Consider the following 16,549-nt stretch of genomic DNA (forward strand, 5'->3'; position numbering starts at 1 on the left):
TGCGCCAGACCGGCGGCCCGCTCGACCCGGCCCTGGCGGCATGGGCGGCGGCGCTGCATGCGCAATGCCGCGCCGCGCTGGATGAACTGGACGAGCTGGCGCCCTGGGTCGGCGCAGCGGCGCAGGCGCAATACGACAGCGCGCTGGACCGCGTGCCGACGCTGCGCGAGCTGGCGGGCTGGCCGCTGCCCGGTGCGGCGCCCAGCGACCTGGCGCCGGACGAGCGCGAACGCCAGCAGCAGATCGCGGCGCTGGTGGAGCAGGGCGCCGAACGTGCGCGGGCGCGGCTTGATGCGCTGAACCGCCTGTCGCACCAGGCCAATGAATTCGCCCAGGTCGAATACGGCTTCCTGTTCAACCCGACCACCAAGCTGCTGGCCATCGGCTACAACCTGAGCGAGCGGCGGCTGGATGCCAGCTGCTATGACCTGCTGGCCTCCGAAGTGCGGCTGGCCAGCTTTGTCGCCATCGCCCAGGGCCAGCTGCCGCAGGAGCACTGGTTCGCCATGGGGCGCCAGCTGTGCATCGTGCACGGCCAGCCGGTGCTGCTGTCGTGGAGCGGCTCGATGTTCGAGTACCTGATGCCGCTGCTGGTGATGCCGACTTATCCGAGCACCCTGCTGGACCAGACCTACGCCTCGGTGGTGGCGGCGCAGATCGAATACGCCCGGCAGCGCAACGTGCCGTGGGGGATTTCCGAATCCGGCTACAACACCACCGATGCCGCGCTGAACTACCAGTACCGCGCCTTCGGCGTGCCTGGCATCGGCCTGAAACGCGGCCTGGCGGAAGACCTGGTGGTGGCGCCCTACGCCACCATGCTGGGGTTGATGGTCGATCCGGATGCGGCGTGCCAGAACCTGCAGAAGATGGCGGTCATGGGCTTCATGGGGCGCTACGGCTTCTACGAGGCGATCGATTACACGACGGCGCGCCTGCCGCGCGGCCAGCAGTTCGCCATCGTGAAGTCCTTCATGGTGCACCACCAGGGCATGGGCCTGCTGGCCCTGAGCTATGTGCTGAACGACCGGCCGATGCAGCGCCGCTTCGAATCGGATCCGCTGCTGCAATCGACCCTGCTGGTGCTGCAGGAGCGCAGCCCGCGCATCGGCGCCTTCCATTCGGCCAGCGCGGAGCAGGCGTCGGTGCGCAGCGCGCTGCCGGAACAGGCGGCGCCGATGCGCATCCTGAACCAGGCCACGCCGCCGGTGCCGGAAACCCAGCTGCTGTCGAACGGCCGCTACCACGTGATGGTGAGCAGCGCCGGCGGCAGCTACAGCCGCTGGAACAACCTGTCGGTGACGCGCTGGCGCGAAGACAGCACGCGCGACAACTGGGGCCAGTTCTGCTACGTGCAGGACGTGGAGAGCGGCGCCTACTGGTCCACCACCTACCAGCCGACCCTGGCCGAGCCGAAGCGGCTGGAAGTGATCTTCTCCGAAGGCCGCGCCGAATTCCGCCGCAGCGACAACGAGATCGAGCTGTACACTGAAATAGTGGTGTCGCCGGAGGACGATATCGAGATGCGCCGCACGCGCATCAGCAACCATTCCGAGCGCCGCCGCATCATCGAGATCACCAGCTTTGCCGAGGTGGTGATGGCGCCGGCGGCGGCCGATGCGGCCCACCCGGCGTTCAGCAAGCTGTTCGTGCAGACCGAGGTGGTGGCCGACGAAAGCGCCATCCTGTGTACGCGCCGGCCGCGCGGCAAGGGCGAGCAGACGCCCTACCTGCTGCATGTGATGACGGTGCACGACGCGCAGGTGCAGGATGTGTCGTATGAGACCGACCGCGCGCGCTTCATCGGGCGCGGCAACACCGCGCAGAATCCGATTGCCGTGCTGGAGCCGGGGCCGCTGTCGGGCAGCCAGGGTTCGGTGCTCGATCCGGTGGTGGCGATCCGCTACCGCATTGCGCTGGAACCGGGCCAGGTCTCGGTGATCGACGTGGCGACCGGCATGACCGATACGCGCGAGGCGGCGCAGTACCTGATCGACAAGTACCAGGACCGCCACATGGCCGACCGCGTGTTCGAACTGGCCTGGACCCACAGCCAGGTGGTGCTGCGCCAGCTCAATGCCAGCGAGGCGGAGGCGCAGCTGTACGCGCGCCTGGCCAACCATGTGATCTACCCCAATTCCGCGCTGCGCGCCGACCAGGGCGTGCTGGTGCGCAACCAGCGCGGGCAGTCCGGCCTGTGGGCCTACGCCATTTCGGGCGACCTGCCGATCGTGCTGATGGAGATCCGCGATGCCGCCAACATCGAACTGGCGCGCCAGCTGGTGCAGGCGCACGCCTACTGGCGCCTGAAAGGGCTGGTGGTGGACCTGGTGATCTGGTACGAGGACCGTTCCGGCTACCGCCAGGCGCTGCACGACCAGATCATGGGCCTGATCGCCTCTGGCATCGATGCGCAGGCGATCGACCGGCCGGGCGGCATCTTCGTGCGTCCGACCGAAGGCATCGCGCCGGAAGACCGGGTGCTGCTGCAGACCGTGGCGCGCGCGGTGCTGAGCGACGAGCGCGGCACGCTGGCCGAGCAATTGAAGCGCGGCGTGGCGCCGACCTTGCGCATGCCGCCGCTGCTGCCGGAAGCGCGCAGCGAGGCCGCTGAGCGCGAACGCGGCGCCGCCGCCGGCGTGCCGCTGCCGGGCGGCCTGCTGCTGGCCAATGGCCTGGGCGGCTTCACACCGGACGGCAAGGAGTATGTGATCGCCACGGCGCCGGGACGGCCGACGCCGCTGCCATGGTCCAACGTGCTGGCCAACCCGCAGTTCGGCAGCGTGGTGTCCGAAAGCGGCCAGGCCTACACCTGGCAGGAGAACGCCCACGAGTTCCGGCTGACGCCATGGCATAACGACCCGGTGTCGGACCTGAGCGGCGAGGCCTTCTACCTGCGCGACGAGTCGAGCGGCCGCTTCTGGTCGCCGTCGGCCTTGCCAGCGCCGGGCGCGGGCAGCTACCTGACGCGCCACGGTTTTGGCTACAGCACCTTCGAGTACGCGGAGGCGGGCATCGCCAGCAGCATGACCACCTTCGTGGCGCTCGATTCGCCGGTGCGCTACACCGTGATCCGGGTGCGCAACGATTCGGGCACGGCGCGCAAGCTGTCCGCGACCGGCTATGTGGAATGGGTGCTGGGCGATATGCGCTCCAAGTCCGGCATGCATATCGTGACCGAAATCGATCCGGTCACCGGCGCGCTGTTCGCGCGCAATGCCTACAACTCGGAATTCTCGGGCCGGGTGGCCTTCTTCAACGCCGACGCATCGGTGCGCACCGTAACCTGCGACCGCACGGAATTCATCGGCCGCAATGGCAGCCTGGCGCGGCCGGCGGCGCTGCGGCGCGTGCGCCTGTCGGGCAAGGCCGGCGCGGGGCTGGACGCCTGCGCCGCGATCCAGGCGCCGTTCGAGCTGCAGCCGGGCCAGGAACGCGAGATCGTGTTCGTGCTGGGCATGGGTGGGCGGCGCAATGCCGACGCCACCAATGTGGTGCAGCGCCACGGCGGGCGCGGCGCGGCCATGCAGGCGCTGGCCGAAGTGCATGCGCACTGGGACCGCGTGCTGGGCGCGGTGCAGGTGCAGACGCCGGAGCCGGAGCTTGACGTGCTGGTGAACGGCTGGCTGATGTACCAGACCATTGCCTGCCGCATGTGGGCGCGCAGCGGCTACTACCAGAGCGGCGGCGCATTCGGCTTCCGCGACCAGCTGCAGGACGCGATGGCGATGGTGCACACGCGCCCCGACATCCTGCGCGAGCACCTGGTGCTGTGCGCGGCGCACCAGTTCGTGGAAGGCGACGTGCAGCACTGGTGGCACCCGCCGTCCGACCGCGGCGTGCGCACGCACTGCTCCGACGATTACCTGTGGCTGCCGCTCGCGGCGGCGCGCTACGTCGCCACCACCGGCGACCTGTCGGTGCTGGAGGAAAAGGCGCCTTATCTCGAAGGCCGCCCGGTGGCGCCGGAAGAGGATTCCTACTACGACATGCCGAGCCGCTCGGCGCATAGCGGCGACCTTTACGAACACTGCGTGCGCGCCATCCGCAACGGCCTGCGCTTTGGCGAGCATGGCTTGCCGCTGATCGGCTCCTGCGACTGGAACGACGGCATGGACAAGGTGGGCGAGCATGGCAAGGGTGAAAGCGTGTGGCTGGCCTGGTTCCTGATCGAAGTGCTGCAGCGCTTTGCCGAAGTGGCCGAGCGGCGCGACGACGAGGCCTTCGCCACCGAATGCCGCAGCGAGGCGAAGAAACTGGCCGCCAATATCGAGGCCAACGCCTGGGACGGCGAATGGTACCGCCGCGCCTACTTCGACGACGGCACGCCGCTTGGTTCGGCGCAGAACGAGGAATGCCAGATCGACTCGATCTCGCAAAGCTGGGGCGTGCTGACCGGCGCTGCCGACCAGGCGCGCGTGGAAGGTGCGATGGAGCAGGTGGAAGCCCGCCTGGTACGGCGCGATTTCGGCCTGATCCAGCTGCTCGACCCGCCGTTCGACAAAGCCGACCTGAATCCGGGCTATATCCGCGGCTACGTGCCGGGCGTGCGCGAAAACGGCGGCCAGTATACCCACGCCGCCATCTGGACCGTGATGGCTTTCGCCCGCCTGGGCGACATCGAACGGGCCTGGGACCTGATGCGCATGATCAACCCGGTGCGCCACGGTTCTGACCCGGACGCCTGCGCGCGCTACAAGGTCGAACCGTATGTGGTGACCGCCGACGTGTACGCCGTCGAACCGCACGTCGGGCGCGGCGGCTGGAGCTGGTACACCGGCTCCTCCGGCTGGATGTACCGGTTGATGCTGGAATCGCTGCTGGGCTTGACGAAGCAAGCCGGCAAGCTGCTGCTGGCCCCGCGCCTGCCCGCCGCCTGGCCCGGCTTCACCCTGCAGTACCGCCACGGCAGCAGCACCTACATCCTGCGCGTCACGCGCGGGCAAGCCTCCGGGCCGACGGAGATCGCGCTGGTCGATGATGGCAACACCTACGAAATCGACGTGAAAGCGTAAAATCCGATATCTTCAATCGGTATTTGGATCAGGTATGCATCGAAAGTATGTAATCGCTTTACGCAAGGTCCTTGCTGTTGCCAGTATGTGCGCGCTGGGGAGCCAGGCACTGGCTGACATGCCATCAAATGTTCGGACATTTAAGAAGAAGGACTATGTTTTTGGGAGCGTGGTGATATCGCAGACCTTTGATTCAAGAAAAGATCCGATGGATCCTGTTTTTCGATTGCAAATGCGTGATCGAGGCCGCGTACTTTTGGTAGTCAATGATGTCGCCTTTGATGATATTGTCGCCTCGCCTGATGGTGAGCTTTTCGTCGGGCTTTCCAACGGTGGTTGGCCCGGTAGTGCGGCAATGGTGTTCGATCGGAGAGGGCGCGTTTGGTTCGTAGCGCATCACGGGGCAATGGCACTTGAGTATTCGGAAACGTCGACATTCTTGAAAGAGTGGTACGACGCAAAAAATCCGGGCCTTCGCTTCGCCGAGCGAAACCTGTTGGGGGATGACTTCTTGCAGATAACTCTGAGGAATTGCAACGGTGAGACTGTCGGATTGTGGGATGTTGTCAAGAATGCGACAGATAGAGCGAATGCTGAGCGCCAGCGCCTGAGACAAGATTGATCTTGCGCAACTTTGAGCAGGGCTTGCCTTGGGATGCATGTGAATTGGTGTAATCTGTCCTTATGAACACCAAACCAATCCCACCAGACCTGGATTCATTATCTCCGGTAGACGAGGCTGAGTACGATCGCTGGTTCCGCGAAAAGGTCAGCAAGGCATTGATGGAGGAACGTCCATTGATTCCGCACGACGAAGTAATGAAGAGCATGCGCGAGCTCATTCTATCCAAGCGTAAGAATGTCAAATCCACGTAACTCCCGCGATCATGCTGCCCATCAGGTGGTCGCAATCCGCTGAAGACGATGTCAGAAGCATCGTTGAATATCTTTCCGAGCGCAGTGAGTCAGCCGCGCTGCGCATGCTTGAAACTCTTGATCGTTGCGTAGACCGGCTGTCGCGGCAGCCCGACCTGTATCGCGCGGGACGAGTGGCAGGAACCCGCGAAATGGTTTTCCATCCTAGCTACTGTATTGTTTATCGCGTGCATGCGCACGAAATCGAGATTGTTTCCGTGTTACATACGCGTCGATCCGTCTGAAGGCCCGGTGTGCTATCCTCTGCGCGCTTGTAACCACAGAGAGATGCCATGTTCCGACTGTCTTTGCCTGCGGCTGCGCTGGCGGCGGCGTTTGCGCTGCCGGCCTGGGCCCAGGATCCGCTGAGTTTTGCGCGCTATGACCAAGTGCGCACCACCGACCTGCACCTGGACCTGAAAGCCGATTTCGCGCGCAAGACGCTGGCCGGCTTTGCCGAGCTGTCGCTGAACTGGATCGACAAGTCGGCCCGTACCCTGGTGCTCGATACGCGCGAGCTGAAGATCGCCAAGGTGCAGGTGCAGCGCGCCGACGGCAGCTGGGCGCCGGCTTCCTTCATGCTGGACAAGGCGGACCCGAAGCGGGGCCGCGCCCTGCGCATCGCGCTGCAGGACCAGCCGGGGAAAGTGCGTATCCATTACCGTACCGCGCCGACCGCCAGCGCGCTGCAGTGGATGACCCCAGCGCAAACCCTGTCCGGCAAGCGCCCCTTCATGTTCAGCCAGTCGCAATCGATCGAGGCGCGCTCCTGGGCGCCGGTGCAGGATACGCCCGCCGTGCGCTTCACCTATAGCGCCCGCATCGACGCGCCGGCCGGCCTGCGCGTGGTGATGAGCGCGGAAGGCGACCAGCACGCCACCGGCAAGGGCGGCTGGAGCTTCCGCATGCCGCAGCCGATCCCGGCCTACCTGCTGGCCATCGCCATCGGCGAGATCGAGCTGCGCAACCTGGGCCCGCGCACCGCCGTGTATGCGGAACCAGGCCGTATCGATGCCGCCGCCTGGGAGCTGGCCGATACCGAGAAAATGGTGAACGCGGCCGAAGCGCTGTACGGCCCGTATCGCTGGGGGCGCTACGACATGCTGGTGCTGCCGCCGTCGTTCCCGATCGGCGGCATGGAAAATCCGCGCATGACCTTCCTGACCCCGACCATGATCGCCGGCGACCGCAGCCTGAACGACCTGATCGCGCACGAGCTGGCGCACAGCTGGTCCGGCAACCTGGTCACCAACGCTTCGTGGAAGCACTGGTGGCTGAACGAGGGCTTCACCACCTACGTCACCACCCGCATCGTGGAGAGCCTGTACGGCAAGGAAGTAGCGGAGCTGAACCTGCAAGTGGAGCAGGCCGAAGCCATCGCTTCCCTGAAGGACATCCCGCCCGCCAAGCAAGCCTTGCTGACCAGGGATGTCGACAACAATCCGGACACCTACACCGACGAAGGCCTGGCCTACCCGAAAGGTGCGTGGCTGCTGCACACCCTGGAGCAGCGCGCCGGCCGCGAATTGTTCGACCCGTTCCTGCGCGGCTGGTTCGACCAGCACGCCTTCCAGTCGGCCACCACCGAGGAATTCGTCGACTACCTGCGCAAGAACCTGCTGGCGAAAAAGCCCGACATCATGGGCGATGCGGAGCTGGAGGAATGGCTGTACGGCAGCGGCATCCCCGCCAGTGCGCAGCGCGTCAATTCGCCGCGCCTGGCCGCGCTGGACGCCAAGCGCGAAGCCTGGCTGAAAGGCGAGCTGGCCACCACCGCGCTGGAGCCGCAAAGCTGGATCGCGCTGGAATGGATGCACTTTTTGAACGGCATCGACGGCAAGGCCAATGCAGCGCAGATGAAGGAGCTGGACGAAGCCTTCAAGCTGCGCGATACGAAGAACAATGAAATCGGCTTCCGCTTCTACCTGGCGTCCGTGCACGCCGGCTATGGCGTACGCCAGCAGCTGAACGCTTTCCTGATGAGCGTAGGCCGCCAGAAGTTCGTTGTGCCGCTGTACAAGGCTTTGCTGGCCAACCCCAACGAAGCCGCATGGGCCAAGGCGGTATATGCCAAGGCCCGTCCCCGTTACCATCCTGAGACCCAGGGTTCCGTCGACAAACTGCAGAAGAAATGACCATGCTGAAGAAACCACTCGCCGCCTTGCTGATGCTGGCCTTTGCCGCCGGCGCCGCCATCAACGCTCCCGCCATCGCCGCGCCGGAAGGTTCGGTCGCCGCCAGCGCCGCCAGCGCGCCCGCCTTCGACCTGGCGCGCGATGTCAACCTGGCATTGAAAACCTTCGACGTGCCGGGCATCGCGATCGCCATCGTCAAGGACGGCAAGGTCGTCGCCACCCAGGGCTTCGGCGTGCGCAAGCTGGGCGACCCGGCGCCGGTGACGGGCAAGACGCTGTTTGAAATCGCCTCCAATTCCAAAGCCTTCACCGCCGCCGCACTGGCGCAGCTGGTGGACGAGGGCAAGCTGGGTTGGGACGATCCGGTCACCAAACACCTGCCGAACTTCCAGATGGCCGACCCGTACGTGACCCACGCCATGACCGTGCGCGACCTGCTGGTGCACCGCAGCGGCCTGGGGCTGGGCGCGGGCGACCTGCTGTGGTGGCCGACCACCAGCTTTACCACCGACGAAATCATCGACCGCCTGCGCTATGTGAAGCTGGCTACCAGCTTCCGCAACAACTACGCCTACGACAACCTGCTGTATATCGTGGCGGGCAAGATCATCGCGCAGAAGTCGGGCAAGAGCTGGGAAGAGGCGACCCGCGAGCGCCTGCTGGCGCCGCTGGGCATGGCCGGTTCCACCACCAATGTGGACGACATGCTGAAGAGCGCCGACTATTCGGCGCCGCACAGCAAGATCAATGGCAAGGCCGCCGTGGTCAAGCCGATGCCGGTGCAGAACGCCGTCGGCGCGGTGGGTGTCCAGACCAATGCCGAGGATATCGCCAAGTGGATGCAGGTGCTGCTCAACGAAGGCAAGATGGAGAACGGCAAGCAGCTGTTCAGCGTAAAGCAGGCGCGCGAAATGTGGACCCAGCAAACGCCGATCAAGATCAGCGAGCCGAAAGCGCCGCTGGCCGCCACCAAGCCGAACTTCTCCGCTTATGGCCTGGGCTTCCAGCTGCGCGACTACCGCGGCCGCAAGGTCGCCATGCACGGCGGCGCGCTGCAGGGATTCTATTCGCGCATCCTGATGGTGCCGGAGGATAAGCTGGGCGTGGCCATCTTCACCAATGCGGAAAACGGCGCGGCCATGACGGCGCTGCAATGGCGCATCCTGGACCATTACATGGGCGCGGCGCCGACCGACTGGATCAAGGTGTACGCCGAGATGGAAGCCGAGATGCACAAGGAAGAAATGGCGCGCCAGGGCAAGCTGACTGCGGGCCGCGTGGCCGCCTCCAAACCTTCGCTGCCGCTGGCATCCTATAACGGCGACTACAACGACGCCTGGTACGGCACGGTGAACATCAAGCAGGAAGGCGGCAAGCAGGTGATGACCTTCACCCGCACCCCCGACCTGAGCGGTACGATGGAGCACTTCCAGCACGACACGTTCATCGTGCGCTGGAAGGAACGCAACTTCAACGCCGACGCCTATGTGACGTTCTCGCTGAACCCGGACGGCAGCATCGACAAGATGAAGATGGCGCCGATCTCGAAAGAGACCGATTTCAGCTACGACTTCCAGGATTTGTCGTTCACCCCAGTGAAGAAGTGACAAATTTCAGACAAAGTTGAAACTATCTGTGAGACTCTTTCATGTGCACATGCAGCATAATATTGCCTGTCCTGCGCACATGGGAGAGTGAATGAATAGCCTGATCTTATCGATTGCCGCTGTTTGCGGCGGTATGTCCGTAGCCGTGTATGGCTTTCTTACTTTGATGAGCCACCTGCAGTCCCGCTAGGAAGTTCCAGCTCAAATACCTTGCGCTTGCGCGCGGCGATCTCCGCCAGCGCGCGGCGGAAAGCAGGGTAGCCATTCAATAGCTTGTCGTAGCTGCCGTCCGCCATCGCAAGCTTCAATCCTCTCTCCACCCGTTCCGCCATCGCGCGGTTCTCTTTGCTGACAAAGAAGTAGAACGGCACCCGGTAGTGCAGGAAGATGGTCGGCTCCACCATCAAGCCCTCCCTCGCGTACTGCTGTTCCTCGGCCCACGCTTCATGCACGCCGCGCGGCAGGTAGTCGAAACGCTTCGCTTTCAGCATCGGGAACAGGGAGGTGTAGTTGATCGCCGTTTCCACCTTCAGGCCATTGTGGCGCAGCACCTCCACCGAAGGCCAGCTGACGCCACCGCCCGCGCTCAGGCGGCGCAGGTCGTCCAGCGTGCGCACTGCGCGGAAGCGCGCCTCATCGTCTTTGCGGATCAGGAATACGCGGTAGTCGTTCAGGTCGCGCACCAGCGAGATGCGGACCGGCAGCAGCTCGCGCTCGCGCTGGGCGTCGGTGCCGTCCCACATGATGTTGATCACGCCATTGCGCTTGATTTCCAGCGTGCGGCGTGGGCTGGTCAGCTCGTGCGGGTAAAACTCGATGGTGAACGGCCCTTCCGTCTTTTCCAGCGCAAGGCGCAGCAGCTGGGGGAAGTAGTTGGCTTGTACCTCGGCGCCCGGCGTGACGGCGGGCAGGATGAAGCGCATCGGCGGGGCCGCCCATGCCAGGGTGGATGCCGCCGCCAGCAGCAGGCCGGCGGCAGCGTGTTGCAGCTTTCGTAACACTTATTGCGGTTTGACGAACTTGAGGGTCATGCGGTCGCTTTCGCCGATGGCGGCGTACTTGGCGCGGTCCTTGTCCTTGTTGGTGAAGGTCGGCGGCAGCGCCCACACGCCGTTTTCATGGTTGGCGCTGTCCTTGGCGTTGGCGTTCACTTCCGACTTGGCCACCAGCTTGAAGCCGGCCTGCTCGGCCATCTTGATCACATAGGCCTCGTGCATATAGCCGGTGCTGGCCTTGGCGTCCTGGGTCATGGAAGCCGGCAGGCGATGTTCCTCAACGCCGAAGATGCCGCCCGGTTTCAGGCTATCGTAGATGCTGGCCATCAGCTTCTTCATGTTCTCGTCGCCGGTGCCGATCCAGTTATGGATATTGCGGAAGGTGAGCACCATGTCGGCGCTGCCTTTGGGTGCGAAGTTGTACACGCCGTTGTTTGGCTCGAAGGCGCCCAGCACCACCTTGTCGCGCCCCGGCTGCTTGGACAGGAACTCCTGGAACCTGGCGGCGCCCTTGCGCACGTTCTCGCTGGCCGATTCCGGGCTGGCGCCGGCGGTGATCAGCTTGCCCTGGTCGCGCAGGTAGGGCGCCAGGATTTCGGTGTACCAGCCGCCGCCCGGCGACAGTTCGACCACCGTCATATTCGGTTTGATGCCGAAGAAGGTCAGGGTTTCATAAGGGTGGCGGTATTGGTCGCGCTTGACGTTGTCGGCGTTGCGGGTCGGGCTGGCGATCGCCGTTTTCAGGGCCGTATCGGCCAGGGCAGCGCCGGAAAAACTGGTGAAGCCAACGGCCAGCAGGCCGGCCAGGACGTACTGTTTCATTCAGAAGTCTCCTTTTTTCGTTGGGCGGGGCGACACGGCGGGTCCGGTCGTCCGGGACTTGATGATCGTGCAAGCTGGCCGCCCGGTCAAGTGTCCGCGCGGACGGTGTGCGGACACTCGTCGGACAGTAAAAAGTCGGGGTCGTGTCTGACATTCGGACATTTGCCTTGGGCAAATGTCCGAATGTCAGACACGACCCCGACTTTTGTTTCGCCTTTGTACAAGCTTTACACAATGGCACAAAAATTGCGTACGATTTGAACCCTGCAAGCTGTCTTAGGTAAATAACGATAACCCTGGAGAGACTAATGGAACGACGTGCATTTCTTAATCTGAGCGGCGGTGCAATGGCCGCCATGATGATGCCTTTTGGCCGCGCCATCGCGGCCGACGAGCTGATTAAGCCGGTGGAAGTGAAGTTCAAAAAAATGCTGGCCGATACCGCGCTGACCGCGGCGACCCAGGCCGGCGCCAGCTATTGCGACGTGCGCATTGGCCGCTACCTGAACCAGTTCATCACCACCCGCGACCTGAACATCGAGAACGTCACCAATACCGAGTCCGCAGGCGTGGGCGTGCGCGTGATCGCCAACGGCGCTTACGGCTTTGCCGCCACCAGCGATATGTCGCCGGACGGCGTGGCCGGCGCGGCGCGCCAGGCGGTCGCCATCGCCAAAGCCAACGCCAAGCTGCAGGCAGCCGGCGTGCAGCTGGCGCCTACGCCGGGCGTGGGCGAAGTGTCCTGGGCTACCCCGATCAAGAAGGACTGGCGCACCGTGCCGATCAAGGAAAAGGCCGACCTGCTGATCACCGCCAACAAGGGCGCGTTGGAATCGGGCGCTTCCTTCATCCAGTCCTTGCTGTTCCAGGTCAACCAGCAGAAGTATTTCGCTTCCACCGACGGTTCCTACATCGACCAGGACCTGCACCGCCTGTGGGTTCCGTTCTTCGCCACCGCCGTCGACAAGTCGACCGGCAAGTTCCGCGCGCGTTCGGACCTGGGCACCCCGGTCGGCATGGGCTATGAATACCTGGACGGCCGCAAGGAGGACAAGGTCAAGGCGGCGGGCGGCGTCGCCACGCTGTACGGCCGTTCCTATGACCTGATCGAGGACGCCAAAGCCGCCGGCCGCCAGGCCAAGGAGAAGCTGTCCGCCAAGTCGGTGGAGCCGGGCAAGTACGACCTGGTGCTGTCGCCGGAGCATATGTGGCTGACCATTCACGAATCGGTCGGCCACCCGACCGAACTGGATCGCGTGCTGGGCTATGAGGCGAACTTCGCCGGCACTTCCTTCGCTACCCTGGACAAGCAGCAGTCGAAGAAATTCAAGTACGGCTCCGACCTGGTCAACATCGAGGCCGACAAGGTGATTCCGGGCTCGCTGGGCGCCGTCGGCTATGACGATGAAGGCGTCAAGTGCAAGAAGTGGGACATCATCAAGGACGGCATCCTGGTCAACTACCAGGCCACGCGCGACCAGGCGGCAGTCATCGGCGAGAAGGAATCGCACGGCTGCTCCTACGCGGACTCCTGGAGCAATGTGCAGTTCCAGCGCATGCCGAACGTGTCGCTGAAAGCCGGCCAGAAGAAGCTGACCCCGGACGAGCTGGTGAAGGACGTGAAGAAGGGCATCTACATCGTGGGCGCCGGTTCCTTCTCGATCGACCAGCAGCGCTACAACTTCCAGTTCGGCGGCCAGCTGTTCTATGAAATCAAGGACGGCAAGATCGGCCAGATGCTGGAAGACGTGGCCTACCAGTCGAACACCCAGGAATTCTGGAACGCCTGCCACTCCATGTGCGATTCGCGCGACTGGCGCATGGGCGGTTCGTTCTTCGACGGCAAAGGCCAGCCGATGCAGGTGAGCGCGGTGTCGCACGGTTCGTCGACCACCCGCTTCAACGGCATCAATGTGATCAACACTGCCCGCAAAATCGGCTAATCCTGGAGGATAGACAATGAAGATCCTGAACCAGGAAGAGACCAAGCGCATCGCCGACAAGGTCATGTCGCTGAGCAAAGCCGACGAATGCATCGTCACCATCAACGGCGCACGCACCGGCAATATCCGCTATGCGCGCAATGCGGTATCGACCGCCGGCCTGGTGGAGAATACCCAGATGGCGGTGGCTGTCGCTTTCGGCAAGAAGCAGGGCACGGCGGTCATCAACGAATTCGACGACAAGTCGCTGGCCAAGGCTGTGCAGCGCGCCGAAGAACTGGCCAGGCTGGCGCCGGAGAATCCGGAGTTCATGCCGACGCCGGACAAGCAGGCGTTCAAGGCTTCCAGCACCTTCAGCAAGTCGACCGACGCCATCGATCCCGAGTACCGCGCGCAAGTTGCGGCTTACAGCATCGAGGCCTGCAAGAAGAAGGGCCTGGTGGCGGCCGGCTTCTTTACCGACCAGTCCTCATTTGAAGCCGTGGCCAACTCGCGCGGCGTGTTCGGCCACCAGTCGCAGACCGGCATCGATTTCACCTGCACGGTGCGCACCGAAGACGGCCGGGGTTCGGGCTGGGTGCGCCGCGATGCGAACGACGTGAACAAGTTCGATCCGCGCGCCGCTGCCGAAGTGGCGATGGAGAAGGCGATCCGCTCGGCCGAAGCAAAGGCGCTGGAGCCGGGCCGTTATACCGTGATCCTGGAGCCTGCCGCGACCTCGGACCTGCTGGCGTATATGTTCAACAGTTTCGATGCGCGCTCGGCCGACGAGGGCCGCAGCTTCCTGGCGAAGAAGGGCGGCGGCAACCGCATGGGCGAGAAGCTGTTCGATGAACAGGTGAACGTGTGGGCGGACCCGTGGGACAAGGACGTGCCTGTGCTGCCGTGGGATAACAACACCCTGCTGGCGCGCGAGCGCATGGACATCATCAAGAACGGCAAGATCGCTTCCATGAATTATTCGCCGTTCTGGGCCAAGAAACAGGGCCAGCGCGCGGTGGGCGCCCCGGGCAATATCATCATGTCCGGAGGCTCCAAGTCGACCGAGGAGCTGATCGCTTCGACCAAGAAGGGCATCCTGGTGACCCGCACCTGGTATATCCGCATGGTCGATCCGCAAACCGTGCTGCTGACCGGTTTGACACGCGACGGCACCTTCTACATCGAGAACGGCAAGATCAAGCATCCGGTGAAGAACTTCCGCTTCAACGAAAGCCCGGTGACGATGTTGAACAATATCGAGGAGCTGGGCCGTCCGGAAGTACTGGCGGGCGACGAGTCGCAGTTCCAGCTGCTGGTGCCGGCCATGAAGGTGAGGGACTTTAACTTTACCTCGTTGTCGGACGCTGTTTAAACCCGGTAAACCCGGGTCAGGCCCAAGGGTCTGACCCCGGCCCGCAACCGCCGCGTAGACAGGGTCGGACCATTGGGTCTGACCCTGGGTTACCGGGGTAAGTATTTTGGAGTAATTGTGGAACGTAGATCCTTCCTGAAAGTCGCCGCTGCTGCTGGCGGCACCATGCTAGTCCCCGTCTTCGGCAACGCCATCGCCGCCGAAGACTTGCTGAACCCGATGGCGCGCAAGTTCAAGAAAGAATTGGCGGATGCCGCCCTGAACGCCGCCACCAAGGCCGGCGCCAGCTATTGCGACGTGCGCATCGGCCGCTACCTGAACCAGTTCATCACCACCCGCGACACCCGCGTTGAAAACATCGTCAACACCGAATCGACCGGTGTTGGTGTACGCGTGATCGCCAATGGCGCCTACGGCTTCGCCGCCACCAATGCCATGACCGTGGACGCGGTGGTGGATGCCGCGCGCCAGGCCGTGGCAATCGCGCGCGCCAACGCCCGCCTGCAAACCGCGCCGGTACAACTGGCGCCGGTCAAGGGCGTGGGCGAGGTCGCATGGCAGACGCCTTTCAAGAAGGATTGGCGCGCGGTTGCGGTCAAGGAAAAAGCCGATATGCTGCTGGCCGCCAACAAGGCTGGCCTGGATGCGGGCGCATCCTTCATGACTTCCAGCCTGTTCCAGGTCAACCAGCAGAAGTACTTCGCTTCCACCGACGGTTCCTACATCGACCAGGATGTGCATCGTCTGTGGTCGCCGTTCACCGCCACCGCCGTGGACAAATCGACCGGCAAGTTCCGCACCCGCGACGGGCTATCCTCGCCAGCCGGCATGGGATATGAATTCTTCGACGCCAAGCCGGAGCACAAGGTGCGCGCGGCGGGCGGCGTGACCCAGTTGTACAACGGCGGCTACGACATCATCGAAGACGCCAAGGCGGCGGGCAAGCAGGCGCGCGAGAAGCTGTCCGCCAAGTCGGTCGAGCCGGGCAAGTATGACCTGGTGCTGAGCCCTGAACACCTGTTCCTGACCATCCACGAAAACGTCGGCCACGCCACGGAGCTGGACCGCGTGCTGGGCTACGAGGCCAATTACGCAGGCACCTCCTTCGCTACGCTGGACAAGTGGAAGGGCAAGAACTTCAAGTACGGCGCCGATATCGTCAACTTCGTCGCCGACAAGACCACCCCGGGTTCGCTGGGCGCGGTGGGCTACGACGATGAGGGCGTAGCGGGCAAGAAGTGGGACCTGATCCGCAACGGCATCCTGGTCAATTACCAGGCCACGCGCGACCAGGCGCACATCATCGGCGAGAAGGAATCGCACGGCTGCTCGTACGCAGATTCGTGGAGCAGCGTGCAGTTCCAGCGCATGCCGAACGTGTCGCTGGAAGCGGGCAAGAAGACTATGTCGCCGGACGATATGGTCAAGGATGTGAAGAAAGGCATCTACATCCTGGGCCGCGGCTCGTACTCGATCGACCAGCAGCGCTACAACTTCCAGTTCGGCGGCCAGCTGTTCTACGAGATCAAGGACGGCAAAGTGGGCCAGATGCTGAACGACGTGGCCTACCAGTCGAACACCCAGGAGTTCTGGAATTCCTGCTCCGCCATCTGCGACCAGAAGGACTGGCGCATGGGCGGTTCCTTCTTCGACGGTAAAGGCCAGCCAAGCCAGGTCAGCGCCGTTTCGCACGGTTCCTCGACCACCCGCTTCAACGCTATCAATGTGATCAACACTGCCCGCAAGATTGACTAAGGACGCGA

Annotated in this window: 11 protein-coding genes; 9 read left to right on the plus strand and 2 right to left on the minus strand. The window is 63.7% G+C overall.

All coding sequences use genetic code 11. The features are described 5' to 3' along the window. The 6 genes from AAHE99_RS25030 to AAHE99_RS25055 form a co-directional block, all read left to right on the plus strand. On the plus strand, window positions 1-5,015 hold a 5,015-nt coding region (locus tag AAHE99_RS25030), incomplete at its 5' end, for a GH36-type glycosyl hydrolase domain-containing protein (RefSeq protein WP_342120568.1). Window positions 5,016-5,049: 34 nt separating this feature from the next. Beyond that, window positions 5,050-5,637, plus strand: coding sequence for a hypothetical protein (locus AAHE99_RS25035; protein WP_342120569.1), 588 nt, complete (start codon window positions 5,050-5,052; stop codon window positions 5,635-5,637). Window positions 5,638-5,699: 62 nt separating this feature from the next. Then, window positions 5,700-5,891, plus strand: a complete 192-nt coding sequence (relB, locus tag AAHE99_RS25040) for a type II toxin-antitoxin system RelB family antitoxin (RefSeq protein WP_342120570.1) — start codon at window positions 5,700-5,702, stop codon at window positions 5,889-5,891. 11 nt (window positions 5,892-5,902) lie between these two features. Further along, the gene (locus AAHE99_RS25045) at window positions 5,903-6,175 is read left to right on the plus strand and encodes a type II toxin-antitoxin system RelE/ParE family toxin (protein ID WP_342120571.1); all 273 of its coding nucleotides are present in this window, start codon (window positions 5,903-5,905) and stop codon (window positions 6,173-6,175) included. Between the two features lie 48 nt (window positions 6,176-6,223). Beyond that, on the plus strand, window positions 6,224-8,065 hold the full coding sequence (locus AAHE99_RS25050; RefSeq protein ID WP_342120572.1) for a M1 family metallopeptidase: 1,842 nt from the start codon (window positions 6,224-6,226) through the stop codon (window positions 8,063-8,065). A gap of 2 nt (window positions 8,066-8,067) precedes the next feature. Beyond that, window positions 8,068-9,672, plus strand: coding sequence for a serine hydrolase (locus AAHE99_RS25055; RefSeq protein WP_446728959.1), 1,605 nt, complete (start codon window positions 8,068-8,070; stop codon window positions 9,670-9,672). Between the two features lie 158 nt (window positions 9,673-9,830). Here AAHE99_RS25055 and AAHE99_RS25060 read toward each other — a convergent pair whose 3' ends face one another. Then, window positions 9,831-10,673 (minus strand): hypothetical protein, encoded by an 843-nt coding sequence (locus AAHE99_RS25060; protein WP_342120574.1) that lies wholly within the window; start codon window positions 10,671-10,673, stop codon window positions 9,831-9,833. Further along, on the minus strand, window positions 10,674-11,489 hold the full coding sequence (locus AAHE99_RS25065; RefSeq protein ID WP_342120576.1) for a class I SAM-dependent methyltransferase: 816 nt from the start codon (window positions 11,487-11,489) through the stop codon (window positions 10,674-10,676). 308 nt (window positions 11,490-11,797) lie between these two features. On the opposite strand from AAHE99_RS25065, the gene AAHE99_RS25070 reads away from it, so the two are divergent. The 3 genes from AAHE99_RS25070 (at window position 11,798) to AAHE99_RS25080 (ending at window position 16,541) form a co-directional block, all read left to right on the plus strand. Next, entirely contained in the window at window positions 11,798-13,432 is a 1,635-nt protein-coding gene (locus AAHE99_RS25070) for a TldD/PmbA family protein (RefSeq protein WP_342120578.1), read from the plus strand. Between the two features lie 16 nt (window positions 13,433-13,448). Continuing rightward, a complete protein-coding gene (locus AAHE99_RS25075) occupies window positions 13,449-14,786 on the plus strand; it encodes a TldD/PmbA family protein (protein WP_342120579.1) in 1,338 nt (445 codons plus the stop codon). 117 nt (window positions 14,787-14,903) lie between these two features. After that, the gene (locus AAHE99_RS25080; protein ID WP_342120580.1) at window positions 14,904-16,541 is read left to right on the plus strand and encodes a TldD/PmbA family protein; all 1,638 of its coding nucleotides are present in this window, start codon (window positions 14,904-14,906) and stop codon (window positions 16,539-16,541) included. The last annotated feature ends 8 nt before the right edge of the window (window positions 16,542-16,549 follow it).

Source organism: Pseudoduganella sp. OTU4001 (assembly GCF_038440195.1).
GTDB lineage: Bacteria > Pseudomonadota > Gammaproteobacteria > Burkholderiales > Burkholderiaceae_D > Rugamonas.